At 47.5% G+C, this 24,424-nt stretch carries 24 protein-coding genes; 4 read left to right on the top strand and 20 right to left on the bottom strand.

From position 1 onward, the window contains the following. Positions 1–71: 71 nt before the first annotated feature. The 6 genes from L3Q72_RS20470 to fruB all read right to left on the bottom strand — a co-directional run bounded on the left by L3Q72_RS20470 (position 72) and on the right by fruB (position 7,675). A complete protein-coding gene (locus L3Q72_RS20470) occupies positions 72–1,070 on the bottom strand; it encodes an ABC transporter permease (RefSeq protein ID WP_275132401.1) in 999 nt (332 codons plus the stop codon). A gap of 42 nt (positions 1,071–1,112) precedes the next feature. Continuing rightward, positions 1,113–2,645: a sugar ABC transporter ATP-binding protein gene (locus L3Q72_RS20465; RefSeq protein WP_275132400.1), complete on the bottom strand. Its 1,533-nt coding sequence runs from the start codon at positions 2,643–2,645 to the stop codon at positions 1,113–1,115. Positions 2,646–2,929: 284 nt separating this feature from the next. Further along, positions 2,930–3,670 (bottom strand): response regulator transcription factor, encoded by a 741-nt coding sequence (locus L3Q72_RS20460; RefSeq protein ID WP_275132399.1) that lies wholly within the window; start codon positions 3,668–3,670, stop codon positions 2,930–2,932. A gap of 142 nt (positions 3,671–3,812) precedes the next feature. Then, entirely contained in the window at positions 3,813–5,540 is a 1,728-nt protein-coding gene (gene fruA / locus L3Q72_RS20455; RefSeq protein ID WP_275132398.1) for a PTS fructose transporter subunit IIBC, read from the bottom strand. Positions 5,541–5,583: 43 nt separating this feature from the next. Beyond that, positions 5,584–6,528 carry a 1-phosphofructokinase gene (pfkB, locus tag L3Q72_RS20450; RefSeq protein WP_275132397.1) on the bottom strand — a complete coding sequence of 315 codons (945 nt, stop codon included), beginning with the start codon at positions 6,526–6,528 and terminating at the stop codon, positions 5,584–5,586. Positions 6,529–6,538: 10 nt separating this feature from the next. After that, positions 6,539–7,675: a fused PTS fructose transporter subunit IIA/HPr protein gene (fruB, locus tag L3Q72_RS20445; RefSeq protein ID WP_275132396.1), complete on the bottom strand. Its 1,137-nt coding sequence runs from the start codon at positions 7,673–7,675 to the stop codon at positions 6,539–6,541. A gap of 303 nt (positions 7,676–7,978) precedes the next feature. Here fruB and cra point away from each other — a divergent pair, with 303 nt between their 5' ends. The 3 genes from cra (at position 7,979) to L3Q72_RS20430 (ending at position 10,844) form a co-directional block, all read left to right on the top strand. Continuing rightward, entirely contained in the window at positions 7,979–8,956 is a 978-nt protein-coding gene (gene cra, locus L3Q72_RS20440) for a catabolite repressor/activator (RefSeq protein WP_342752171.1), read from the top strand. A gap of 189 nt (positions 8,957–9,145) precedes the next feature. Then, positions 9,146–10,126 carry an acetylxylan esterase gene (locus L3Q72_RS20435; protein ID WP_275132395.1) on the top strand — a complete coding sequence of 327 codons (981 nt, stop codon included), beginning with the start codon at positions 9,146–9,148 and terminating at the stop codon, positions 10,124–10,126. Next, positions 10,116–10,844: an alpha/beta hydrolase-fold protein gene (locus L3Q72_RS20430; RefSeq protein WP_275132394.1), complete on the top strand. Its 729-nt coding sequence runs from the start codon at positions 10,116–10,118 to the stop codon at positions 10,842–10,844. Before L3Q72_RS20435 ends, L3Q72_RS20430 begins: the two co-directional genes overlap by 11 nt. Positions 10,845–10,940: 96 nt before the next feature. Here the strand turns inward: L3Q72_RS20430 and pstB are convergent, their stop codons facing one another. The 11 genes from pstB to L3Q72_RS20375 all read right to left on the bottom strand — a co-directional run bounded on the left by pstB (position 10,941) and on the right by L3Q72_RS20375 (position 20,606). Then, complete coding sequence (gene pstB, locus L3Q72_RS20425; RefSeq protein WP_275132393.1) at positions 10,941–11,690, bottom strand: phosphate ABC transporter ATP-binding protein PstB; 750 nt, start codon at positions 11,688–11,690, stop codon at positions 10,941–10,943. Positions 11,691–11,725: 35 nt separating this feature from the next. Continuing rightward, positions 11,726–12,589, bottom strand: a complete 864-nt coding sequence (gene pstA, locus L3Q72_RS20420; protein WP_275132392.1) for a phosphate ABC transporter permease PstA — start codon at positions 12,587–12,589, stop codon at positions 11,726–11,728. 1 nt (position 12,590) lies between these two features. Then, the gene (gene pstC, locus L3Q72_RS20415; protein WP_275132391.1) at positions 12,591–13,508 is read right to left on the bottom strand and encodes a phosphate ABC transporter permease subunit PstC; all 918 of its coding nucleotides are present in this window, start codon (positions 13,506–13,508) and stop codon (positions 12,591–12,593) included. Between the two features lie 104 nt (positions 13,509–13,612). Continuing rightward, the gene (locus L3Q72_RS20410; protein WP_275132390.1) at positions 13,613–14,434 is read right to left on the bottom strand and encodes a phosphate ABC transporter substrate-binding protein; all 822 of its coding nucleotides are present in this window, start codon (positions 14,432–14,434) and stop codon (positions 13,613–13,615) included. 328 nt (positions 14,435–14,762) lie between these two features. Next, complete coding sequence (locus L3Q72_RS20405) at positions 14,763–15,311, bottom strand: DUF1097 domain-containing protein (RefSeq protein WP_275132389.1); 549 nt, start codon at positions 15,309–15,311, stop codon at positions 14,763–14,765. A gap of 11 nt (positions 15,312–15,322) precedes the next feature. Continuing rightward, complete coding sequence (lsrF, locus tag L3Q72_RS20400; RefSeq protein ID WP_275132388.1) at positions 15,323–16,207, bottom strand: 3-hydroxy-5-phosphonooxypentane-2,4-dione thiolase; 885 nt, start codon at positions 16,205–16,207, stop codon at positions 15,323–15,325. 47 nt (positions 16,208–16,254) lie between these two features. Beyond that, positions 16,255–16,890, bottom strand: coding sequence for a dihydroxyacetone kinase subunit DhaL (gene dhaL, locus L3Q72_RS20395; protein WP_275132387.1), 636 nt, complete (start codon positions 16,888–16,890; stop codon positions 16,255–16,257). 134 nt (positions 16,891–17,024) lie between these two features. Beyond that, positions 17,025–18,020, bottom strand: a complete 996-nt coding sequence (locus tag L3Q72_RS20390; protein ID WP_275132386.1) for a dihydroxyacetone kinase subunit DhaK — start codon at positions 18,018–18,020, stop codon at positions 17,025–17,027. A gap of 81 nt (positions 18,021–18,101) precedes the next feature. Continuing rightward, positions 18,102–18,416 carry a hypothetical protein gene (locus L3Q72_RS20385; RefSeq protein WP_275132385.1) on the bottom strand — a complete coding sequence of 105 codons (315 nt, stop codon included), beginning with the start codon at positions 18,414–18,416 and terminating at the stop codon, positions 18,102–18,104. Between the two features lie 317 nt (positions 18,417–18,733). After that, positions 18,734–19,105, bottom strand: coding sequence for a helix-turn-helix domain-containing protein (locus tag L3Q72_RS20380; RefSeq protein WP_275132384.1), 372 nt, complete (start codon positions 19,103–19,105; stop codon positions 18,734–18,736). A 166-nt stretch (positions 19,106–19,271) separates the two neighbouring features. Continuing rightward, on the bottom strand, positions 19,272–20,606 hold the full coding sequence (locus L3Q72_RS20375; protein ID WP_275132383.1) for a DEAD/DEAH box helicase: 1,335 nt from the start codon (positions 20,604–20,606) through the stop codon (positions 19,272–19,274). A 282-nt stretch (positions 20,607–20,888) separates the two neighbouring features. On the opposite strand from L3Q72_RS20375, the gene L3Q72_RS20370 reads away from it, so the two are divergent. Continuing rightward, the gene (locus tag L3Q72_RS20370; RefSeq protein WP_275132382.1) at positions 20,889–21,191 is read left to right on the top strand and encodes an Lpp/OprI family alanine-zipper lipoprotein; all 303 of its coding nucleotides are present in this window, start codon (positions 20,889–20,891) and stop codon (positions 21,189–21,191) included. A gap of 66 nt (positions 21,192–21,257) precedes the next feature. Here L3Q72_RS20370 and L3Q72_RS20365 read toward each other — a convergent pair whose 3' ends face one another. The 3 genes from L3Q72_RS20365 to L3Q72_RS20355 are packed head-to-tail and all read right to left on the bottom strand — an operon-like array spanning position 21,258 to position 24,413. Further along, entirely contained in the window at positions 21,258–22,163 is a 906-nt protein-coding gene (locus tag L3Q72_RS20365) for a L,D-transpeptidase family protein (protein ID WP_275132381.1), read from the bottom strand. 4 nt (positions 22,164–22,167) lie between these two features. Continuing rightward, positions 22,168–23,583, bottom strand: a complete 1,416-nt coding sequence (phrB, locus tag L3Q72_RS20360) for a deoxyribodipyrimidine photo-lyase (protein ID WP_275132380.1) — start codon at positions 23,581–23,583, stop codon at positions 22,168–22,170. 59 nt (positions 23,584–23,642) lie between these two features. Next, complete coding sequence (locus L3Q72_RS20355; RefSeq protein ID WP_275132379.1) at positions 23,643–24,413, bottom strand: MerR family transcriptional regulator; 771 nt, start codon at positions 24,411–24,413, stop codon at positions 23,643–23,645. Positions 24,414–24,424 lie beyond the last annotated feature (11 nt).

The following is a 24,424-nucleotide window of genomic DNA, read 5'->3' as shown; positions in this document are numbered from 1 at the left end:
TGGCGGACCGTTTCCGGCCTCACCGTTATTTCCATCTCTGGATGTATAAGTCAGGTTTCGATGTGTATAAATTAAGTGTGTGAGCTGCCAAGGCGGTATCTGTCCAGTGCCACCGCACCGATAATAATCAGGCCCTTGATGATGTACTGCCAAACATCCGGCACACCGGTCAGAATCAGGCCGTTGGTCAGTACCGCGATAATTAAGGCACCAATCAGTGTTCCCCAGATAGTACCGATACCGCCGACAAAGCTGGTTCCCCCAAGAATTACCGCAGCAATGGCATCCAACTCGTAGGCAACCCCCAACTGAGTACCGTTTGCGGCATACAGTCTTGCTGCCGACATCGCACCACCAAGGCCGGATAACAGGCCGGACATGCCGTACACAAACAGAAGCACTGCTGCGACGTTGATACCGGACAGGCGGGCCGCATTTTCGTTACCACCAACAGAGTAGATATGGATACCCAGCACAGTACGTTTCAGAATAAACCAGGAAATCAGGATGACCGCTGCGGCAATGATGACCAGCCATGGAATACCAAACAGCGAACCGTTACCGATAAAGTCAAATGGCATTTCCGGGTTAAATACCGTGGTGTCGTTACCCAGAAGACGAGCTGCACCCCGAACAGCGGTTAACGCACCAAGGGTTACAATAAACGGAGGCAACCGGAGGAAGGCGATAAGACCACCGTTAAGCAGGCCAAACAGGGCGCCCACCAGCATAGCAGCCGGCAGACCCAGCATGCCAAAGGCCGGGATCTTAGATACGATAACGGCAATCATGGCAGCGGCAGCCAGTATGGAACCAACCGACAGGTCGATACCACCAGTCAGGATGACAAAGGTCATCCCTGCTGCCAAAACGGTGTTGATTGACGCCTGCTGCGCAACAATGGAAAGGTTATCCAGGGACATAAAACGTCCGCTCATCACCTCAAATCCAATGCACAGCACGATAAGCACCGGTAGCATACCGACAGATTTCAGTATGGCCTGCAGTGAAAATTTTTCTTTATCAGGCAATGCGCCGGGGTTAGTAACTGACTTTGTTGTAGTGTTCATATTATTCGCTCTCGAAATTCATCTCTTCCCTGAGCAAGTGCCTTAAGCACCTGCCGCTAATTTCATAATGTTGTTCTGGTTCATCTCTTGTTCACCATGATGATCCAGCTCACCCGCTATATGGCCTTCATGCATCACCAGCACACGGTCTGCGATACCGATGACCTCCGGAAGCTCACTGGAGATCACCAGCACACCCACACCGTTTTTCACCAGTTCATTGATGATCTTGTAGATCTCGGACTTAGCACCGATATCCACACCACGGGTTGGTTCATCGAGGATCAGCACTTTAGGTTTTACCTCCAGTAAGCGTGACAGCAGCACTTTTTGCTGGTTACCGCCGGACAAAGATCCCGCAGCCACTCTGGCGTGCGGTACCCGGATATTCAGAGATTTAATTGCTGATTTCGCTCTTTCATCTCTTCGCTTAAGATTCAGCACTTTCGACGGGCTGCAATCCTGAGAGAATGCAAGCAGGTTGGTGTTGTTACACACGTCCATATCCAGAAACAGCCCCTGAGATTTCCTGTCTTCAGTCAGATAAAGAATGCCCTGATCAATGGCGTCTTTAGGCTTTTTAATCTCCATCTTCTCACCGTTCAGGAACACCTCGCCGGACGCCTTATCGTCAGCACCAAAAATCAGCCTTGCCAGTTCAGTACGCCCGGAGCCAACCAGGCCTGCGATTGCCAGCACTTCACCTTTATAAAGACTGAATGAGTTCGGCTTAACCTTGTTCCCATCGCTGAGATCTTTAACCTCAAGAATCTTGTCCGCTCTTTCACACTCCTGGTGATCTTTTTTGTAGAAACCGGAAATATCACGACCAACCATCATCTTCACCAAAGCTTCCGATGACAGATCTTCACGCATTAGTGTGCCTACATAGGTACCATCACGGAGCACGGAGCAGCGGTCAGAAAGCTCATAGATTTCCGACATACGGTGAGAGATATAGATAATCGCCAGACCTTCTTCACGCAGACGATGAATCAGTTCAAACAGGTGGTTCGTTTCGCGGGTAGACAGCGCCGTTGTCGGCTCATCCATGACCAGAATCTGGGCGTTAGCGTGCACCGCTCTGGCAATCTCAATCATCTGCTGCTCCGCAATCGAAAGCTCAGAAACCAGCGTCTTTGGTGAGAATGTGACTCCCAGTCTGTCCAGAGTCTGCTGAGATTGTGCTTCCATGGTTCTGCGGTCAGCCAGTCCGTTACTGGAAATTTCGCTGCCAAGAAAAATATTTTCTGCAATGGAAAGGTTCGGAGCCAGTGACAACTCCTGATAGATAACCGCTATGCCCTGCTTTTTCGCCGCCAGAGGGTCGGTAATATTTACCTTGTTGCCGTTAACAAAGATTTCACTGCCTTTATCAGCATGGTAGGCACCGGAAAGGATCTTCATCAACGTCGATTTCCCCGCACCATTCTCCCCCATAAGAGAGTGAACTTCCGACGGATAAACCGTTAGCTTTACGTTTTGCAGCGCCTTAACGCCGGGAAATGTTTTCGATACATTCTTCATCTCCAGAACAGGAGGGGCCGAATGATGTGTGTCGCCTATCTGAGTCATGAGAGTTCCATTTCTAGTTATATCAGAGCGCAACCTTTGTGCTCTGCCGGATACTGAACTCACTTTAACGCCGGACTATTAACCGACTATCTCAATTATTAATGGCGTGTTAACGAAAGGCGTTAATTTCAGTTAATGGTCATTTTTTGTGGTATAGCTCAAACTACAAAACAACTTTTTCTGGCTACCTTATTTATGAATGTTCATGAAAATAACATCATGTCGATTTCATGAACATTGGGAACTCCAATCTGGATGTTCATGAAATTAACAACATGTCGATCTCATGAACAAATACACTTCACGCTTTCCGCAAACACATACCCAACTCCACGCTCAGTTCTTATGTACTTAGGCTTTTTCGGGTTGGCTTCCAATTTGTTTCTCAGGCGGGAAATCAGCACATCTATGGTGCGGTCAAAGGAGTTAGCTTCTAAGCCGTGCAGCTCTGTCAGGATCTGCTCTCTGCTCATGACCCTTTTCGGGTGCTTTGCCAGCAGTTCTAGGATGGAATATTCACCGAATGTCAGCGGGACGGATTCGCCTGCTGCGCTTTTAAGCTGACGTGTGGAAAGGTTTAGTATCCAGCCATCAAAGCTGAGGCAGTCATGCTCTTCTACCAGCTCCTGCGGCTTTCTGCTATGGCTGAAGGTGGAACGGCGTAGCAGTGCGTTTACTCTGGCTACCAGCTCACGGATGTTAAAGGGCTTCATCAGGAAATCATCGGCAGCAAGCTCTAGGCTGATGATGCGGTCTGTTTCTGTTCCTTTACCTGTTAACATCAGGATAGGTACTTCGCTCTCTTCCCGGATCCTTCGGGCAAGCTCAAGGCCGTCTTCCTGCCTGAGTTTTAAATCGATAATGATAAGATGATAATCCCTTTGACTCATTTCGAGCCTGCAGGACGCTCCGTCCTCAACCGAATCACAAGGATATCCCGCCTGACTAAGCACATCACAGACCATCTCTCTGACATCTAATTCATCGTCTACGACAAGAATCGGCTTATTGCTGCGGTTATCCATAACTCATCTCCAGAACAGATAATAAAGAGTAAAAAAAAGGGACACTCTATGAGCGTCCCAAAATGTCTTACGGGGTACCCCTGCTAAGGGATTGAGACATAATATGATTTACAAACAAGGATTAGTTATTGTGTTTGTTTCCTTATGCCGCTGCAGCTTCCTGTTCAGCTGTACGTTTAAGGAACGCATAACCAAAGCCGGTTACTGCTGTACCTGCTGCAATCGCTACCAGGTACATTAGTACAGGTGAAATTGCGTTAGGGATAAGTAGTACAAACAGACCACCGTGTGGAGCAAGCAGTTCACAAGTAAACAGCATTGAAAGCGCACCTGCTACCGCACCACCAGCCATAGTACATGGGATTACGCGCATTGGATCGCGTGCTGCGAACGGGATTGCACCTTCAGAGATAAAGCACAGACCCAGTACGAATGAAGCCACACCACCTTCGCGCTCATCTTCAGTAAACTTGCTCTTAGCAAGGAAAGTCGCCAGACCCATACCCAGCGCAGGAACCATACCTGCTGCCATGATTGCAGCCATTGGCGCGTAAGTTTCAGAAGCCAGAAGACCAACACCGAAAGTATAAGCCGCTTTGTTTACCGGACCACCCAGGTCGAAACACATCATTGCGCCAAGGATAATACCCAGCATGATTGCGTTTGCGCTGCCCATGTTTTGCAGGAAGTCAGTCATCGCACCCATGATGCTTGCTACCGGACCACCAACTACGTAAATCATTACAAGACCGGTGAACAGTGTTGATACAAGCGGGATGATCAGGATAGGTTTAAGTGCTTCTAACGTTTGTGGAAGCTGTACTTTGTCAGCAATGAATTTCGCTGCGTAACCTGCAATGAAACCTGCTGCGATACCACCAAGGAAACCAGAGCCGATTGAAGAAGCCAGCATACCGCCGACAAGACCCGGTGCAAGTCCCGGACGGTCAGCAATAGAAAATGCAATGTAACCGGCAAGAACAGGGATCATCAGAGCAAATGCGCTGCCGCCACCGATTTGCATCAGTGCTGCCGCCATTGTGCCTTCTTCTTTAAATGCTTCGATACCGAATACAAAAGAAAGTGCGATAATCAAACCACCAGCAACAACAACAGGAAGCATGTGAGATACACCTGTCATCAGGTGCTTATACACGCCTTTTTTCTCTTCTGTTGCAGATGCAGCCGCACCGCCGGTATGAGTGTAAACCGTTGCCGAAGCAAAAGCCTTGTCCATCTCTTCTTCAGTTTTCTTCAGAGCAGGGCCTGTGTTCGTTTTGTAAAGTTTCTTACCGTTGAAACGGTCAAGAGGAACATCGATATCAGCAGCGATGATAACCAGATCCGCTTCTGCAATTTCCTGATCAGTAAGCTGGTTTTTCGCACCTACAGAGCCACGGGTTTCCACCTTAATCTGGTGGCCGCGACGCTTACCTTCTTCTTCAAGTGCTTCTGCAGCCATAAAGGTGTGAGCAACGCCTGTCGGACATGCTGTGATAGCAACGATTTTCTTCGCGCCATCAGAAGCTGCCGCTGCAACCGCTGTCGCTTTGTCTGCTGTCAGTTCAACCGCTTCTGCTGCTGCTTTTTCCAGGAATGCTTTTGCATCCGCAGTCACATCAGAGATGTCAGCCTGATACACTTTCTTACCAACGAAGCGGCTGGTATCCACTTCTGTACTTGCAGCGATAACAACAACTTCAGCCTGAGCGATGTCATCAGCACTTAGTGGCTCACCACCCATCACTGTAGACTGACACTCAACTTTTGCGCTCCATGAAAGTGACTGTGCTGCCTGTGTCAGCAGACCTGCTGCGATAACACTGTTAGCAACCCCGCTCGGACAAGCTGTAATAATTGCAATATTCATAATAATCGACCTTATATTTATATTCGTTTAACTCTGCCAGCGGTTACTGGTTAAGTTCATAACATTCAATTTTTTCTTGTAAGGATTTGAGCTCTTCAAGGCTCTTAACACCAACACCGACCTGCGATACCGCCAAAGCAGACAGTGCTGTTGCAAAAGTCAGTAACTGCGGTTTATCCATCTCCTGCATATGTCCCCAACAGAGACCAGCCACCAATGTATCTCCCGCACCAACCGTGCTCACTACTTCCATACGAGGAGGCTGTGAGCGCAGCCATTTTCCTTCGTTTAACCACATCACACCGTTTGCTCCCATGGAGACAACAATGTTCGCGATACCTTTATCTGCAAGCTCCATCGCCGCTGCCTGACACTGTTCAGGAGAAACCAGATCGCGGCCAACAAAATCCGAAAGCTCTTCATCGTTTGGTTTAATCAGCCAAGGGTTTGCATCCAGACCCGCAACTAAAGCCGCGCGGCTGCTGTCAAAAAGCACTTTTTTGCCCATTTCATGCAGCTTTTGAATCCACTGAGCACACAGCTCAGGTGAAATACCTTTTGGCAGACTGCCAGCGATGACAAAGTAATCGTGGTCTTCAGCCAGGCGGAACAGCGAGCTTTCAAACTGTTCGATATCCACCGGCTTAACCTCAACACCAGGGAAGTTGATATCGCTGGTCGCGCCCGATTTTTCCACCAGTTTTACGTTAATACGGGTTGAACCGCGAACACGTACAAACTGATCGTTCACACCAAGCTCTTCAAACAACTGGCAGAACATCTCTTCGTTATCAGTGCCTAAAAAACCGGTTACTGTCACTTCTGCGCCCAGGTCACACAATACCTGAGCCACGTTAACACCTTTGCCTGCAGCATGAAGATTACCTTCATCAACCAGACTGACCGTACCCACATTCAGAGTGTTCAGGTGGCCGGTCAGGTCCAGCGCAGGGTTCAGGGTAACGGTAACGACTTTCTTAGTAGCCATAATCCGCTCCTTAACCTTCACCCAGACCAGAAGCAATCGCAGCACCGATAGCTTCTAACGCCTGTGGAGCATCCACGCCATCTGCAACAAACTGAAGCTCATGACCCTGCTTAACTCCCATTGCAATCACCTTCATCAGGCTCTTCGCATTCACCTGCTTGCCTTCGCCATTCAGGTTTGCCACCTTGATGCTACATTCAAATTTCTTCGCTTCCGCTACCAGCATTGCACCAGGGCGGGCATGCAGACCGTGCGGGTTTTTAATCTTAAATACTGCAACATTTGCATCGCCGTCAGCAGCAGCTTCACCTGCATCTTCACCGCTGAACATGCTTAGCAGTTCAGTTGCATTTGCTTCTGCTACCGCCTTTTGTCTCTGCTGGAAAACAAGCTGAGTCAGGATATCCAGCTGCTTCTTATGCGCACCATTACACGCGGCAAAAGCGATCAGAGCCTTAACCGGCTGGCCTTCTTCTTCAAAGCCGTTTTCAGCAGAAACAAAAGACATCGCTGTGCGTGATACGCCTTCGTTGCCACTTACCAGCCACAGGCCGTTGCCAAGATGAGTCGGCTTTTTCGCTACCAGTTGCGCCACAAAATCGGAAGTTGCCGCTTCTGTGTTTTTGATAAGACCGGCTGCAACTGCGCTCATCTGAACCATATCCGTTGCAGGGAAACCGGCCTGAATCAGAGACTCATTAAAGTCCGCTTCAAACTGAACTTCACCGTTTAGCAGCGCCATAATCTCTTCTTTAGACCTGGCGTTTTTCAGCTTCTCTTCCACACCATCGTCAGACAGAACTTTTGTCAGCTGCTTTAGGATGCCAAGGTGTTCATCCGATTTTGCTGCGATACCGATAGCAACATAAACCGTGTTACCGTCGCCCCAGTTAACGCCCTGAGGGAAATGGTGAACCGCAACGCCGGTATTGATTACCAGGCCGCGGGTATCTGTTGTACCGTGAGGAATCGCAATACCGTTACCCAGAAAAGTCGAGTTCTGTGCTTCACGGTTTAGCATGCCTTCAACGTAACCGGCATCAACAAGACCTTTCTCAGAAAGGTCAGCAGCCAGTGCGCGGATTGCACTCTGCTTCTCGTCAGCGGCCTGTTGCAGTTTGATATCTGTGGTGGTCAGTTTTAGCATCGTCTTTTGCCTCTTTTGCTCTGATTCAGAGCCATTAAAAATAATTTTCTTACTTGCTGAACCCTTCAGCACTGTTCAGCTCAATTAGACTGAATCGGTTCAGCATTACTTTAAAAAAATTCAGCAAAGCGTATTAATCGGTTGCTGATGGGCCTGATTATTAATCTAGGTGACTTCCGTCATATTTCAAGTTTTGCTGAATGCTTTCAGCTTTAATACTGAAACGGTTCAGCGTATAATTCAACTCAGAATAGAAATTGAACGATAAATTTATGATCAGGCGCACACATTAAGGTAAACCCAATGACACTAGATGAAGTTGCCAAACTGGCCGGCGTCTCAAAAACCACTGCCAGTTATGTAATCAACGGGAAAGCAAAAAAGTACCGGATAAGCGAAAAAACACAGAAGAAAGTGATGGCGGTTGTAGAGGAATATAACTACAAGCCGGACCATGCAGCCTCATCTCTGCGGGCGGGACACAGCCGCTCATTTGGCCTGATCATCCCTGATCTGGAAAACACCAGTTACGCCAAACTTGCAAAGCTGCTTGAGCAAAACTCAAGAAAAGCGGGCTATCAGATCCTGATTGGCTGCTCTGATGATGACCCGAAAACAGAAGAAAACCTGTCCGACGCGCTGGTCAGCCGCCGGATTGAAGCCCTGTTTGTGGCAAGCTGTCTGCCGGATGCCAGCGAGTATTACCAGAAGGTACAGAAAAAAGGCACACCGGTTATCGCCATTGACCGTCCTTTAGATGATGAATACTTCTCTTGCGTGATCAGTGAAGATTTCAGTGCTGCCTTCGAGCTCACCAAGTCGGTTATATCCGATCAGGTGGAGACCGTTGGCCTGATCGGAGCCCTGCCTAAGCTGAACATTTCCAAAGAGCGTCAGCTGGGTTATGAATCTGCGCTGAAAGCCAAGTCCAGGCAGGCAATCGTAGGATATGGCGAGCACTTTAACCGCGAAGAAGGAAAGAAGATATTTAAGGGCTGGATAAAAGCCGGTACTGTGCCTGACGCTATCGTCACCACGTCATACACGCTTCTTGAAGGCGTTCTGGATGTTCTGCTTGAACATCCGGCACTGATGAATCAGCTTAAGCTGGGCACCTTCGGTAATAACCGTCTGCTTGATTTTCTGCCGATGAAGATTAACTCACTGCCTCAGCAGTTTGAGCTTATTGCTGACAGCGCGCTGGCCTCAGCACTCAACGCTTCAGCAAAACGCTATCAGGCGGGAATAGAACTGATCCCGCGTAGTATTGTGATCCGCTAGAAAATTAGTTTTATCAATGAAAAGCCCTCCTATACTTAAAGGTATAAGTATGGGAGACTTCCTTTCTCTTTTACGTCAGTTTTATTATTGATTCCGTTGCAGACCGTTAAAACTCCTTTAAAAATAGAAACGTAAATATGTAACATTAAACAGGTAAACTGGTCAGCAAACACAAAAGCGATATCGCCTATGTCCGGAACATTTAAACACAGCTACCATTTTGACCCCAGCTATGGTCATGATGCTGAGAGTTTACTCAAAATCAAACCAGGCAGAGCGCCTGCCGGATTTGCCCGATTCTGGCAAAATAAATATCAGCAGGCCCTGGATGTAAAACCTTACCTGAACATTCAGGATACCGGACGTATTGAAAACGGCTGGCGGATCTTTGACTGCTATTTTGACTCCACAGATAAAATGCGGATTGGCGGCTGGCTTTTGCTTCCTGTCAAAGGCCGGGTAAATGGCGCTCTCATCTGGACCCATGGATACGGTGGCATTGAGGAACCGGATACCAGCTGGAAACTCAGCAACACCGCATTACTGGTTCCCTGTATAAGAGGCATCAGCCGCAGCGCCTGTGAGCCGATATCCAGTGAACCAAACTGGCATGTATTGCATGATATTCAGGACAAAGAGAAGTATATTATTGGTGGCTGTGTTCAGGACATTTGGTGTTCAGTTTCGGCTATGCTGAGTCTGTTTCCTCAGATAGAAGAGCATATTGGTTTCTGCGGCAGCAGCTTTGGCGGAGGACTCGGGATATTCGCCACTGCTTTTGATTCCCGGATCAATCTGAGTCACTTTCATGTACCGACATTTGGCTGCCCGAAGGTTCGTATGGCGCTCCCGTCAGTGGGAAGCACAGAATCACTGCGTGAGTTTGAAACCAGACACCCTGAGCTAATAGCGGCAACACTGCCCTACTTTGACGCATCCTGTGCGGCTAAGCATATTAAACAGCCCACACACTGGGCTCTGGCGATGTTTGACCCCTTTGTCGCACCACCGGGACAGTTTAGCATTTACAATGCCTGCGAAGACCATAAAGAACTATACCGGCTCAAAGCCGGACATTTTGATTACCGTGGCGAGGTAAAGCAACGCAACGAGTTGCGTCAAAAACTCGAAAACTATTTTTCAGTCTTAGGAGGAGACGATGCATCGTGAATACCACAACTGGTGGAGCCCGAATCTGGAACGTAATATGGAGCTTCTTGTCTTTGGCCATGCCGGCGCAAAGGTATTGGTATTTCCAACCAGAGGTGCACGTTTCTACGAATATGAACAGCTGGGGCTGGTAAATTCAGTTGCAGAAAAAATCAACAAGGGTCATCTGCAGCTTTACTGTGTGGACAGTATCGATACTGAAAGCATGTACTGTTTCTGGGCTCATCCCCACGGACGAATCAACCGGCACAAACAATACGAAGAATATATCCTCCAGGAAGTCCTGCCACTTATGGCACAAATGAACAACCATGAATGCACCATTTCACATGGCTGCTCCCTTGGCGCTTTCCACGCTGCAAATATCTTTTTCCGCCATCCACACCTGTTCCAGAAACTGGCTGCGTTCTCGGGGCGTTATGACCTGACCTGGTCAATCGAGTCCTTTGGCGACCTGTTCGAGGGTTACTATAACGAAGATATTTATTACCACACTCCAGCCCATTTTCTGCAAAACCTGAATGATCCCGAAAGACTTTCTCATATCGCCAATAGCGATATTGTCTTTACCATTGGTAAAGAAGATCCCTTCCTGCAGAACAACCATATGATTAGCGAGATCCTTAACCAGAAGGGGGTTTCTCACCGCATGTATGAGTGGGATGGACGGGCTCACCGGGGTCGTTTCTGGCGGCAGATGGCTCCGCTATATTTATAAAAAAAGCCCCTCAACTGAGGGGCAATAATACCATCGCTATTTTTATCGTTTTATGCCAGTTAATACTGCTTCTTCTTAGAATCCGGGTCGGTCAAATTAACCGAAATCACCATTTACATAACCCTTAGTACGGTCGTCCTGTGGGTTATTGAAGATGTTTGCTGTTACGTCATGCTCTACAAGCTCCCCCATCAGGAAGAACGCAGTGCGGTCAGAGATACGACGTGCCTGCTGCATTGAGTGAGTTACAATAACGATTGTGTAGTCTTTCTTCAGCTCTTCCATCAGCTCTTCGATTTTGTGTGTCGCAATCGGGTCAAGCGCTGAAGTTGGTTCGTCCATCAGAATAACTTCCGGCTCCATCGCGATGGTACGGGCGATACACAGACGCTGCTGCTGACCACCGGAAAGACCGAAAGCGTGAGACTTAAGGCGGTCTTTAACTTCATCCCAAAGCGCCGCGCCACGCAGAGAGCGCTCAACGACCATATCAATGTGCTTCTTATCTTTGATGCCCTGAGCACGAAGACCGTATGCAACATTCTCGTAGATGCTCATCGGGAACGGGTTTGGCTTCTGGAATACCATACCTACTTTGATACGCAGGTCAGCAACATCGATGTTGCCATATACATCTTCACCGTCCATATCCAGCTTACCGGTGATTTTTACGCCTTCAATCAGGTCGTTCATTCGGTTAAGGCAGCGAAGCAGCGTAGACTTACCACAGCCAGAAGGACCGATAAGTGCGGTTACCTGACGAGTAGGAACCGGCAGGTTGATGCTTTTAAGAGCCTGGTTTTCGCCGTAGAATAGATCCAGATTTTCAATGTTAAACTTGTTCATTTTTTCAATCTCTCAATTCGTCAATTCTGTCTAAATTAGTAAGTTGCTGAGTTAAAGCGGCTGGCAATCAGCTTAGTAAGCATATTGATAACCAGTACTACTACGATAAGCACTGTCGCGGTACCGTATGCCTGATTCCATTCATCAATAGTGAACAGCTCAGTTGTCAGCTTATAAAGGTGAACGGTTAGCGTACGGCCTGAATCCAGCAGAGACTCAGGAATACGTGCCACCATACCCGCTGTAAGGAATACAGGAGCAGACTCACCGATTACACGACCAATACTCAGAATGACCGAAGTTAAGATACCTGGCATTGCACTTGGAAGAATCAAACGCCAGATTGTGTAAATTTTTGAAGCACCCAGACCGTAAGAACCTTCACGGTAAGTCTGAGGAACCGCCATCAGTGCTTCTTCCGTTGTACGGATGATTACAGGCAGGATCAGGATACTCAGTGTCAGTGCACCAGAAAGAATCGAGAAACCAAGGCCCAGAATCGCCACAAAGAAGGTCATACCAAACAGACCAAAAATGATCGATGGGATACCAGCCAGAGATTCAGTACAGAAACGAATCACTTTAACCAGCTTGCTGCCTACTTTTGCGTATTCAGTCAGGTAAATCGCCGTCATGATACCCAGCGGAGCCGCTACAGAGATCGACGCGATAACCATATAAATTGTTGAGATGATCATCGGGAAGATACCTTTCTCTTCACCGGTTGCTGTGTACTTGTCGGTGATAAAATCCCAGTCAACATACTGCAGACCGTTTGAAAGGATGTACCAGATAATCCAGAACAGGAAGCCAACTGTTAAAGCAGCTGCAATCCAGATAAGACCATTTAGAAACGCGTCTTTATTTTGACGAGCCTGTTTTAATTTTACTCTATCCATCTTACTTAGCCTTCTCACGATTCAGGTAAAGCAGTGCAGCATTAAGCACCATGATAAATACAAGAAGAACAACACCTGTTGCGTATAGTGCGTTTGCGTGTACACCACTTGCGTAAGACATTTCAATCGCAATGTTTGCTGTCAGTGTACGAGCCGAGTCAAGAATGCCCTGTGGCATCGCAGGCGCGTTACCCATAACCATGATGATTGCCATGGTTTCACCAAGAGCACGGCCGATACCCAGGATAACTGCCGTCATAATACCTGAACGCGCTGCCGGAACGATTAGCTTAAAGATGGTGTAGATTTTTGAAGCACCAAGCGCCAGTGAACCTTCTTTGTATGTACGGGGTACAGCGCGGATTGATGTTTCAGATACTGTGATTACCGTTGGAAGAATCATCACACCCAGAACGATAATACCGGCCAGAATGGTGTTACCCGCCGGAACGTTAAAGATATCCTGAATAAGAGGAACGATAATTACCAGGCCGAAGAAACCGTATACCACGGAAGGAATACCAGCCAGCAGTTCTACTGCTGGACGGATAATGTCCGCCGCTTTTTTCGGTGCAATTTCTGCGATAAAGATGGCTGTCAGTACACCGATAGGCACACCTACCAGAACCGCGCCCATTGTCGAAACAACAGAAGCGACAATCATGGTGTATACACCATAAAGCGCAGGTGGCAGCCAGTTTTCATCCAGTACGATGCCTGCAACACCGACTTCCTGGAACGCTGGGATACTTTCTACAACAATAAAGTATGCAATGATAGAAAGAGAGACTATACCGATTACGGCACTTGTCAGAAACAGGCCATGAAAGATTCGCTCTTTCCAGTCAACACGCTTTTGAGCGCGCAGACCTTTATTTTTTTCGCTAGTCATAGGCATTTCACTGTTTACGATGGTCATAACAAAAACTCACATACCAAAAAACAAAATACTGAATAAGGATGTAAAGTAAAAAGCCCAGCCCAAATAAGCAGGCTGGGCAATAAAATTATTAGGTTGTTAACTTAGTTAACTGAGATGTAGCCTTTCTTAGCTACGATTGCTTGTGCATCAGCAGAAGTCATCCAGCTTAGGAACTTCTGAGTTTCAGCTGATGGCTTGCCTTCTTTGTAAAGAACCAGGAAAGGACGAGCAACTTTGTAAGAACCGTTCTTAACGTTGTCTACAGAAGCCGGTACACCGTCGATATCCAGAGCGTGTACAGAAGAGTCAACTGTACCCAGAGAGATGTAACCGATAGCGTATGGGTTAGAAGCTACGTTAGTTTTCAGAGCACCGTTACCGTTAGCAACCTGAGCACGCTGAGAGATAGCAGACACTTTCTTACCAGAGATTTTCTTCTTAAGCTTCATGATGTCTTCGAAAGCACCACGAGTACCAGAAGCAGTGTCACGAGTGATTGCTACGATTGGCTTGTCAGCACCACCAACGTCTTTCCAGTTAGTGATTTCACCTTTGTAGATTGCAGAAACCTGCTCAGCAGTCAGACCCTTTAGCTTGTTCTTAGGGTTAACAACTACAGCGATACCGTCACGAGCAACGACCAGAGTTTTAAGCGTTGGCTCTTCTTCTTTAGGCTTAAGGTTACGAGAAGCCATACCCAGGTCGGCAGATCCATTCTTAGCTGCCTTAACACCAGCAGAAGAACCAGGGCCTTGAACTTCGATGAATACGTTAGAGTTAGACTTCATGTAAGTCTCACCGAAAACTTCCATCAGTGGCGTTACACTTGAAGAACCTACAGCCGAGATTGTTTCTTTCGCTGATACTGGAGTTACTGCTAGTGCGCCCAGAAGAGCGATCGCACCGAATACTGTTTTTTTCATCACTATTTCCTATTTGGCGTTTTTGCCGTTTCGTTTGAACGAGTGCTACTTTAGAAGGGAAATATGACGCTTGTGTTACACAATGTTGAAGCCTCTATGACAGAATATATTCGACTATTCGTATATAAAACCGGTATTAAACATAAAAAAGGCAACATATAAGCCATTGATTTACATAATTTTTTTATTTTCACACCTCACGTAAAACAGTCACCTGTCACCATCGTAATAAAACAATTACTGTCACAAAGTAAAGACAGGGACATAAATAAAAAAGGTCATTTCTGCCTTCGCAAAAATGACCCATTACTAACCGATAAGCTAAATTTTAATGACTGGTATGCATATCATGACTATGGTCGTGCTCTTCAACCCAGTGCTCATACTTGCCTCTGAGAACAATGGTTACCAGACCATAAACCAGACCAATTACGCAGTAAGTTAACTCGGTAATGGTGGCTGTCACATAAGTCGCACCGCCAACGTAAGACATAATGCCAAAGAAGGTGCCGGCACCGACAAACAGCGCAGGAACAAAATCAAACATTGGTACTTTTTCCAGACAGATGCATGGAATCACCACAATAAAGATAGCAACCGGGAATGCGAAGAAGCCAGCAGAGCTAAAGGCCGCACCACACTCCATAATGGCAACGGATGCGACAATACCTGCGATATAGCCGGCAAAAGTCTTCTTACCACCTTCCGGGGTACAACCAGCCATAAAGTACATAGCCCATGCAATAAAGGCGACCCAGCCAAAACCTGCGTTACCGGCAATAGGCATCATAGGGGCCAGCAACTGATCCACTATCTGAATGGTGAATGCCAAAAACGCCACGATTACTGGTATTACGATAAATTGTGAAAATCTCATATTCGCCTTCCTTAAGCCTGAATGCTTTTTTCAGTTTGATATAGATCTAGAGCCTGCTCTGCGGTCAGTCCGTCATGAACCACACCGCTTACTGCTTTAATCATTGCCACCGGGTTTTCTGCCTGGAATACGTTACGGCCCATATCCACGCCGGCAGCACCTGACTGAATAGAACGGTAAGCCAGTTTTAGTGCATCCAGTTCAGGCAGCTTCTTACCACCGGCAACCACAATAGGAACCGGACATGCCGCAACCACTTTTTCAAAGTCATCACAGTAGTAGGTTTTGACAATCTGAGCGCCCAGTTCAGCTAGCACACGGGTTGCCAGCATAAAGTAACGGGGGGTACGCTCCATCTCTTTACCCACGGCGGTAACGCCCAGTGTCGGAATACCTAAACGCGCACCGGCATCTATGGTGTTCACCAAATTTTGCAAGCTTGAGCATTCACCATTTGCCCCCACAAACACCTGAACTGCCTGACATGACGCATTAATTCGGACGGCATCATCAATATCAACCCCGACCACCTCATGGCTCATATCATCCTTCAGTACTGTGCTGCCTGCGCTTGCCCGCAGAATCACCGGCTTATTGTGTATTGGCTGGATGCAGCTTCTCAGCGCTCCACGGGTTGCCATCAGCGCATCGGCATATGGCGCTAAAGGTTCAATGGTTAAGTCCATTCTTTCCAGTCCTGACATCGCCCCGGCCATATAGCCGTGGTCAAATGCCAGCATTACGGTTTTACCGGTGTCCGGCCGGAAGATGCGGCTTAATCTGTCTTTCATCCCCCAGTCCACATGATCCATGCCTTTTACATGAAACGCCTTCTGCTCTACAGGCCGGTCTAATCCATAATCTTTTCCGGCTTTTAGGCCATCATTATCTGCCATTGTTTTTTCCTCTGAATTCTTTTTGTTCCGTGCAATACAGAACTTAATTAATGCTTTTCGTGAATTGCCTGATTAAACGACTCAAACAAAATCGCCATGCTTGTCGCGCCCGGGTCGATATAGCCAACCGCTTTTTCTCCCATGTTTTTAGCGCGGCCACGGGTCGGCACCATCTCTTTGGTTGCCTCAGCCCCCTCACGGGCGGCCCTGGCGGCGGACTCAAACATGGTTTCAAGGTCAGCACCTGAAACGGCCTCTTTCTCCAGCGCTTCTGCTGCCGGGATCAGAGCATCTAACATGGTCTTATCACCCTGATGAGCACCGCTGAACTGCACGACCCGGTCAACACCACTTTTGATCGCAGCGGCAGCTTTCTCCGGCGGCAACTCTTCTTCCGTCAGACCTGAGCCAATTCCCATAAACAGGTTTCCCACCAGCATTCCTGCTGATCCCCCGTCCTGACTCATAATGGCCCAGCCAAGCTCATCCACCTGCTTACTCCAGGCTTCAGGCTCTTTGTGCAAAGCGTCTTCAATACAGTGACAAACACGCAGCATGGTTGTGCCGTGGTCTCCGTCACCGGTTTTTCCGTCCAGTTCATTTAGCAGTTGTGCCTGAGCCTCAATATTTTTGGCTGCAGTTTCAAACATGCCGAATAACAAATCCTGATTAAATACAGTCATGATTCTCCTCCTGACTTATTTGCCCTTAAATTCGGGCAAAAAGACTCCCTACGCCACACGCGCATTTTTGTGTAAGAGATAGGGAGCTTAGGAATGTGCTGCACCAAACCCCGGTTGGTGCAGCAACCTACAAGTTACTGCTGGGTCCAGTAAGGAGCGTTACATGGTGCATCCCAGAATGTCAGTGTTTCGCTGTCAAACTTACCGATACACATCTGGAATCCGGCCATTTCCTGAACCGTCAAGATTTCTTCAACTTTAGAGCGGGCGACCGTTGCCTGTTTTTCCTGCAAAGACAGGTGACAAGCGCGGGCCACAATAAACATTTCCATCAGAGTGGTGGCACCTGAGCCGTTAATCATCAGCATAAGATCATCGCCAGCCTTAAGATCAATGGCTTTACATACCTGATCAAGCATAATGTTTGCCGTATCATCCGCTGTCTGGATCTTCATGCGGCCGCCACCGCCTTCACCATGCTGACCCATACCGATTTCCATCTCATCAGCCGCCAGATCACCAATTTCCATACCTGACTGAGGGTGAGTGGCGTTACTCATAGCCACTGCAAGCGTTGCCATGCTCTGGTTGAATTTTTCAGCAACACGGTAAACCTCATCCAGAGAAAGACCCGCTTCAGCGGCACCACCAGCGATCTTGTAAACTGGCACGCATCCGGCAAGACCACGGCGGTCTTTCACATCCGCATCAAGACCGGCGCTGATATCTTCGTGAGTCAGCAGCATTTTCACATTAATGCCTTCACGCTTCGCCATTTCCATCGCCATGTTGGCAGACATCACATCACCTTCATGGTTAAGCACGATAAACAGCACGCCTGCCGGGCAGTCAGCCATTTTCAGAGCCTCAAATACCTTAGGTGCACCAGGAGCTGCAAAGATGTCGCCCACGACTGAGTAATCCAGCATACCTTCACCAACATAACCGCTTAACGCAGGCTCATGACCAGCACCACCTAAAGTGACGATGGCCACTTTATTTGGGTCTTTTGGTGTAACACGGGCAACAATCTTTTCAGAGATGATTTTTACTTTTTTAGGGAAAGTCATCGCATAGCCCTGAAGAAGTTCAGTAGTGAGGTTTTCTGCGTTGTTAATAAATTTTTTCATTATCGGGTACTCTTTCACGTTATTGGATTAGGCAGTTTTGTTTTATTTCGGATCTGCCTTTTTTGTATTGGTTTGTTTCAGTCAGACAAACTGCATCAGCTCTACCGGTGCTTCATCTTCCATTACAAATGCAATTTTCAGGGTATCACTGGCATTAAAGGGTTCCATCAGTACTTTCTTGCCCTTCATCGCTTCTTCCAGGTCATCCACTTCATAAGCCACATGTGCTGTCGTTTTCAGCTCTTCCGGCATAGGACTGCCTTCAGCAAAGCGCAACCATTCAATACGGTTTTCACTGTTCATAAAGTCGGTCACATACAGGCCCATATCTTCAGAGAAGACTTCACCTTTATGTTCTGCTGTCGTTGGAATGCCCACATGGTTAAATTTTTTCATTCCTTGCTCCTTATCTTTTTACCTTCAACCTTAGCGGTGAGTTAAATATAAAGAGCCAGAGGAAATAAAAACGTGATATTGATCACACCCAAAAATTAAGTGTATTTCATTAAATATCAATAACTTACACGCAGCCAGCAAATAAACCAGTAGCAAGTGCAACAAAAGTTCCGGGATTACATTTCAGAGCAAGTGCAACACAAAAATAACCAGAAATCCTTTCTCTCGCGTGCAATGAACAGGCAAGTGCAACAAACCGTCTGACACGAAAAATTCGGTGGACAGAGCAAGTGCAACACGTGAAACCGGTCACATATTTATAACATTTTCTGTTCTGATTCGTTCACACAGGCGTCAATAAGCTCATTAAGCTGCTCAATGGTGATTTCCGGGTGGTGATGAAGAATGAATTCCTGACACTGCTCTTTGTTCAGCCCCATATGAATGAGCCCATCCAGCAGCTCTTCATACTGTTTCTCCACGATCTGTGTGTGAAATTTTTTACGATAGGCCGCCATCCGCTGAGCCAGTTGCGGTTCATACCCATACGGGCCTGAGTTACGGGCAAGCTCTCTGCTAACAGTGGATCGGTGAATATTCAGGTACTTGGCAATATCTGACTGATTCTTGCCCTCTTTACGCATCGCCCAGATCTGCAAACGCTTCTCTTCTGATAGTTGACGATACATGGCACTTTCTCCTTTCTACATTGATATTAAAGGAGATTTTGCGCTTAAATTTGCATAATTTCTGTGAATAGAAAAGCAGAGCCGGAAGGAAATTAACTTAATGTTCACATATTTATAAAAAAACCGGAGATACTGATCTCCGGTTTTTATTCGACAAAAGAGAGAGTTACTCTTCTGACTCAGGCTTAACAGGTTTCTTCTTCTTAGGGATAAATACAGAATCACCAACAGCCACATTCTGGTAAAAGCCTTTATCTCGCTTGGCCGGCTTCTTAGTTGTGCGCTTAACCTTGCTGTTTTGCGACTTCATCGCAGGTTTACCTTTCTTAAAGCCAGGTTTCTTAGCCTTAAGGCCTTTAAACTTGCCTTTCAGTCCGTCCAGCACAGAGAACTCAATGGATTGCTGCAGGAAGGCTTCCACGCGCTTAAAGCTGTCCCAGTCTTTTGGTCCCACAAGTGAAATCGCTGTACCTTTGTTACCAGCACGGCCGGTACGACCAACACGGTGGACATATTCTTCTGTATGCTTTGGCATATCAAAGTTAATTACATGGGTCACATTGGCGATATCCAGACCACGGGAAGCCACATCGGTGGTCACCAGAATCTTATAAACCGCGCGCTCAAACTGGCTCATAATGGCATTACGCTGAGTCTGGTTCAGGTTTCCGCTCAGAGCAACAGCCTTCAGCTTCTTCTCGTTCAGCTCTTTAGTCAGCCTGTCTGTATCAGCACGTGTCGCAGTAAAGATGATGATCTGGCGGTATTCGGCTTCGCTGATAATACGTTCCAGAATCGCCTCTTTATGATCCAGGTGGTCACAAAGGTAGAAAGACTGAGTAATGTCTTTATGTTCTTCGTTAGAAACACCAATGGAGATTCGCTTCGGCTCATTGAGCATTTCTGATGCGATATCGTTCACTTCAGCGTGGTCCAGCGTTGCTGAAAACATTAGTGTTTGACGGCGTCTGTGCTTCGCAGCATTGTGAATGCGTCGCAGCTCAGGTGCAAAGCCAAGATCCAGCATACGGTCGGCTTCATCCAGGATCAGTGTATCCACACCATCTAAAAACAGAGAGCGGTGCTCAAGGTGGTCAGCCAGACGTCCCGGAGTCGCAACGATAAATTTAGGAAAACGGCGCAGCGCTTTAACCTGATCGTTAAAATTCTCACCACCTAAGATCAGAGCTGCAGTATAAGAGAGACCACCCAGCATGCTACGAAGCTCACCATAAACCTGCTTAGCCAGTTCACGGGTTGGCGCAAGGATAACAGCACGAGGATCCTTTGCAGAGAAAGCCTTGGTTTTTAACGCTTTATGAAGAACCGGTAAAACAAAAGCCAGCGTTTTACCAGACCCTGTTTTAGATGACGCAAGCAAATCCTTTCCTGCAATAGCGACAGGTATCGCTTGCTGCTGGATTTCAGTCGCTTTTTTGAAGTCATAATGATTAAGGTTCTTTAATAAGCGATTATCTAGACCTAACTCTTTAAATTGCAATGGACGCTCCGATATTCATAACTGGTGAAAAATAGCGCGACATTCTAACTCAAAAGGGGGCAAAGGTCACACTAGAAATGCTACTGTGCAAGTGCATTAGAGCTTAGGTTCTGGCAGAAAATTATTCAAAAAAAGTACCAACCTCTCGGATTGATACTTTTTTTCATACAAGATACTGATATCACTGGTTTTCAGTATTTTTCGCGCTAAACTAGGAAATTATCAGGATCATAAATTTATAACTGAGTCCTGGTGATCCCCAGAAAAATACAAGGAGTTAACATGAACAAGAAGTTAATGCTTGCAGCAGGTTTAAGCTCAGTTGTGCTACTGGCAGGTTGTGCATCAGGTCCGGACCAGGCAACAACTAACCAGCTAAACGAACTAAGCTCAAAAGTGGCGCAGCTAAGCCAGGAAGTCACGGCTCTGAAATCAGCTCAGAGCACAGCAGTCTCAGCAAGTGCTGATGCTCGCAGCGCACTTTCCAGGGCAGCAGATGCGAAGCAGGCAGCAATGGCAGCTCAGGCAGAAGCAGAGCGCGCTAACGAGCGTATCGATAATATCGCTCAGTCGTATACTAAGTAAGACAAGCTAAATTTATAAAAAATGCCGCGCAGGTTTTTCTGTGCGGCATTTTTATTTGCAAGTCCTTTAAAGATTCGGCCCCGCAACCTCAGTAGGCACCCCGCTCTGCACCAGAACAGCCGCTCTTGCCTTAGTCATCGGATACCCAAACTCATCCATCCACCACTCAAGCTCTACCGGCATTTGCAGCGGATCTTTGTTTCCTTTGCTGTCGGTTAGTGGTTCGTGTACTTCTATAAATACAGACCGGTCTGGCTCCAGGGCAATTTTGATTGGGTTATTGACCACCTGCACTTTCTCACCCCGCTTAGCCTGACTAAACAGCCATTCAATATGAGGCGGCTCCATACGAATACAACCGGAGCTGACGCGCAGGCCGATGCCAAAGTTCTTATTGGTGCCGTGGATTAAGTACTCACCAACCCCGTGCGCAAGGCGCATGGCGTATTCTCCCAGCGGGTTATTCGGACCGGCGGGTACAACGTCAGGCAGTTCTATGCCTTTGCCAAGGTATTCCTTACGAATATTATCCGTAGGAGTCCAGGTCGGGTGGGCAATTTTTTCATTTACATAGGTGGTCATTACCGGGGTATCACGCCCAATACGACCAATGCCCACCGGAAAGATATGAACAACAGGTTCATTTTTATCGAAGTAATACAGACGCAGTTCGGCAAGGTTGATGACGATACCTTCCCGGGTTTCTGTGGGCAGAATAAACTGAGAAGGGATAGTCAGAATAGTCCCGCCATCAGGCAGGAACGGGTCGACCCCTTTGTTTGCGGCCATTAGCGAAAGGAAGCCCACATCATATTGTTTGGCAACTTGCGCCAGAGTTTCACCCTGCTTAACTACATGGTTTTGCAGCTTACCTACCATTTGACTGCCATCAGTAGGAAGCGGGTAACTGGCAGCATTGACCAGACTGCTCAATACCATTCCGGCTAAAGCGATGACACCTCGAAACTTCATCAACCTATCCTTTTGCGTTTTTGTACATTGCCAAGGCTATCTCTCTTTGTATCTTGTGATCAACTATTGGCTGCGGATAATTGATCAGCGTACTGTTTGGCCAGAGCCAGGGCTTATGAATGCACTTGTCCGGGACCTCTTTCAGTTCTGGAATCCAACTGCGGACAAACTGACCTCCGGGGTCGAATTTTTCACCCTGAGTCACCGGATTAAATATCCGGAAATAGGGCTGACCATCACAGCCTGTGGACGCACACCACTGCCAGCCACCATTATTCGAGGCGTAGTCACCATCAATAAGCTGACTCATAAACCACTCTTCTCCCCAGCGCCAGTCCACCAGCAAATCTTTCACCAGAAAACTGGCGGTGATCATTCGCAACCTGTTATGCATCCAGCCGGTCTGGCTCAGTTGGCGCATGGCAGCATCCACAATGGGAAAACCTGTCCTGCCCTGTTTCCAGGCTTCAAACCAGCTATCATTCTGTTGCCATAAAACTGAGCGGCCCCAGGAATGAAAGGGCTTACCACGACTAAGTGAAGGCATAGCTGCGCTCAGGTGAATATAGAACTCACGCCAGATTAGCTCATCGAGCCAACGCGAAGCCCCTTCAGAAAATGGCTGCTTTAGTGAAACTCTGGCAAGGCACTGACGCACGGAAAGCGCCCCGATAGCCAGATATGGCGACAGCCTGCTTGTCCCTTCCATTTCTGGAAAGTCCCGGATCTGATGGTAAGCGTCGATCTTTTCACAGCAGAAGCCTCGTAGCAGGCCAATTATCCTGTCATCGGAAACCGGATACGCTGCACTGCTTTTTCTCGGGTAAGTAAAAACCGGATTTTTATCAAACAGCGGACAGCCGATATCCTGCAACTCCGCCTTTTCTACCGGCTTTGGTTTTTGAACCTGCGCTCCGGCCTGAAAATACATCTCCAGCCACCGCCGCTTATAGGGGGTAAAAACTTTAAACATCTCCCCCTGTTTCGTCAGAACAGTGCCGGGGGAAAACTGGCAGCGGTCATGATAGCTTTTGACTGAAATATGAGCCTGGCTGGCAAGACGAGCCAGCGCAGAATCCCTCCCGACTTCGTTAACTTCATATTCACGATTGAAATGTATTGTGACCGGCAGATCATTGCGCATCAGCTCTGAAGCGATACGGTAAACCTCTTTTACTGAGCTCTGATAGTCCGGACACTCGCTGTAATAGAGCGGAATATTTAAACTCTGTAGCTGCTGTTTAAGCTCACTAAGACGGCGCAGAATAAGATCCGCCTGAACCGGAGAGTGCTGATGCGCCTGCCACTGCTCCGGTGTTGCAATATACAAAGCAATCACCGGCTGACCGCTCTTCGTTGCCTCAACCAGCGCGGTATTATCCAGAGTTCTTAAATCTCTGCGAAACCAGACCAGATGCATAGTGCCTCCGTAAGCGTAAATGCAAGTTAGTACTTACATAGTCAAAGCCTTCGATTTATTCAGGCATTAACTAGTGCAGAGGTCTCAATATCAACCTCGGTTTTGGCCCTGAGAGCCAGAATGCTCTGTTCGGTTTTCGCCGGTAAACCACTATTTGAAAACAGGTAGATAAGGTCGTAACGGGAAATATCCGTCATCTCTGTCAGGCCGGAAATATCATCCACGCCATCTAAAAAAGAGATACTGTAGCCACGGTCACTCAGCTCAATGGCAGACATCCAGGCCGGCAGGCTCCCGGTTTCATCCAGATTGATCACCAATGCTTTTAGTTTTTTAAAGGCGCGGTTTTCCGCTTCCAGAATGCTGGTCGCTTTACTTATCATCAGAGACTGCAACAGCGCTTTCTGCAATGAACGCTGAGAAGCTTTTACCCTCTCAAGAGACTCCAGCACCGGATAGAAAAACTGCTCCATAACAATATTGAGCGGATACTCTTTCAGAACGGTTGAAACCACGCTTTCAGCCCTGCCCCGGTTAAGCGCGGAAAGTGCAATAAGTAAATCCTCACTCTCAGTAAGCACCGCAGAATCCGGACTGCTCCCGATATCTTCACCACTTTCAATCAGCGCTTTTACTTTGCCGATGGCAATACCTTTTGCCAACCACCTCTGGATAAGTTTGATTTTTTCTATATTCTCTTCGGTATAAAGGCGGTGACCCGACTCCTTTCTTTGCGGCTGTATCAGGCCATACCGCCTCTGCCATGCCCGCAGCGTGACCGGCTTAATTCCGGTGATCTCTGAAACTTCTCTGATTGCATATAACTTCATCTGCAACATCC

The sequence above is a fragment of the Vibrio sp. JC009 genome (assembly GCF_029016485.1).
GTDB lineage: Bacteria > Pseudomonadota > Gammaproteobacteria > Enterobacterales > Vibrionaceae > Vibrio.
Note: the sequence above shows the minus strand (reverse complement) of the source record. Positions and strands in the feature narration are given on the sequence as shown.

What these genes read in the sequence shown, in the direction of transcription:
- cra (WP_342752171.1), top strand. Translation starts at nt 7,979, where the DNA reads ATGACACTAGATGAAGTTGCCAAACTGGCCGGCGTCTCAAAAACCACT.
- pstA (WP_275132392.1), bottom strand. Translation starts at nt 12,589, where the DNA reads ATGGATAGAGTAAAATTAAAACAGGCTCGTCAAAATAAAGACGCGTTT.
- L3Q72_RS20390 (WP_275132386.1), bottom strand. Translation starts at nt 18,020, where the DNA reads ATGAAAAAATTTATTAACAACGCAGAAAACCTCACTACTGAACTTCTT.
- L3Q72_RS20355 (WP_275132379.1), bottom strand. Translation starts at nt 24,413, where the DNA reads ATGAAGTTATATGCAATCAGAGAAGTTTCAGAGATCACCGGAATTAAG.
- L3Q72_RS20405 (WP_275132389.1), bottom strand. Translation starts at nt 15,311, where the DNA reads ATGAGATTTTCACAATTTATCGTAATACCAGTAATCGTGGCGTTTTTG.
- pfkB (WP_275132397.1), bottom strand. Translation starts at nt 6,528, where the DNA reads ATGGCTACTAAGAAAGTCGTTACCGTTACCCTGAACCCTGCGCTGGAC.
- L3Q72_RS20380 (WP_275132384.1), bottom strand. Translation starts at nt 19,105, where the DNA reads ATGTATCGTCAACTATCAGAAGAGAAGCGTTTGCAGATCTGGGCGATG.
- L3Q72_RS20460 (WP_275132399.1), bottom strand. Translation starts at nt 3,670, where the DNA reads ATGGATAACCGCAGCAATAAGCCGATTCTTGTCGTAGACGATGAATTA.
- dhaL (WP_275132387.1), bottom strand. Translation starts at nt 16,890, where the DNA reads ATGACTGTATTTAATCAGGATTTGTTATTCGGCATGTTTGAAACTGCA.
- lsrF (WP_275132388.1), bottom strand. Translation starts at nt 16,207, where the DNA reads ATGGCAGATAATGATGGCCTAAAAGCCGGAAAAGATTATGGATTAGAC.
- pstC (WP_275132391.1), bottom strand. Translation starts at nt 13,508, where the DNA reads ATGACCATCGTAAACAGTGAAATGCCTATGACTAGCGAAAAAAATAAA.
- fruB (WP_275132396.1), bottom strand. Translation starts at nt 7,675, where the DNA reads ATGCTAAAACTGACCACCACAGATATCAAACTGCAACAGGCCGCTGAC.
- L3Q72_RS20410 (WP_275132390.1), bottom strand. Translation starts at nt 14,434, where the DNA reads ATGAAAAAAACAGTATTCGGTGCGATCGCTCTTCTGGGCGCACTAGCA.
- L3Q72_RS20435 (WP_275132395.1), top strand. Translation starts at nt 9,146, where the DNA reads ATGTCCGGAACATTTAAACACAGCTACCATTTTGACCCCAGCTATGGT.
- L3Q72_RS20465 (WP_275132400.1), bottom strand. Translation starts at nt 2,645, where the DNA reads ATGACTCAGATAGGCGACACACATCATTCGGCCCCTCCTGTTCTGGAG.
- L3Q72_RS20470 (WP_275132401.1), bottom strand. Translation starts at nt 1,070, where the DNA reads ATGAACACTACAACAAAGTCAGTTACTAACCCCGGCGCATTGCCTGAT.
- L3Q72_RS20430 (WP_275132394.1), top strand. Translation starts at nt 10,116, where the DNA reads ATGCATCGTGAATACCACAACTGGTGGAGCCCGAATCTGGAACGTAAT.
- phrB (WP_275132380.1), bottom strand. Translation starts at nt 23,583, where the DNA reads ATGCATCTGGTCTGGTTTCGCAGAGATTTAAGAACTCTGGATAATACC.
- L3Q72_RS20370 (WP_275132382.1), top strand. Translation starts at nt 20,889, where the DNA reads ATGAACAAGAAGTTAATGCTTGCAGCAGGTTTAAGCTCAGTTGTGCTA.
- pstB (WP_275132393.1), bottom strand. Translation starts at nt 11,690, where the DNA reads ATGAACAAGTTTAACATTGAAAATCTGGATCTATTCTACGGCGAAAAC.
- L3Q72_RS20365 (WP_275132381.1), bottom strand. Translation starts at nt 22,163, where the DNA reads ATGAAGTTTCGAGGTGTCATCGCTTTAGCCGGAATGGTATTGAGCAGT.
- L3Q72_RS20385 (WP_275132385.1), bottom strand. Translation starts at nt 18,416, where the DNA reads ATGAAAAAATTTAACCATGTGGGCATTCCAACGACAGCAGAACATAAA.
- fruA (WP_275132398.1), bottom strand. Translation starts at nt 5,540, where the DNA reads ATGAATATTGCAATTATTACAGCTTGTCCGAGCGGGGTTGCTAACAGT.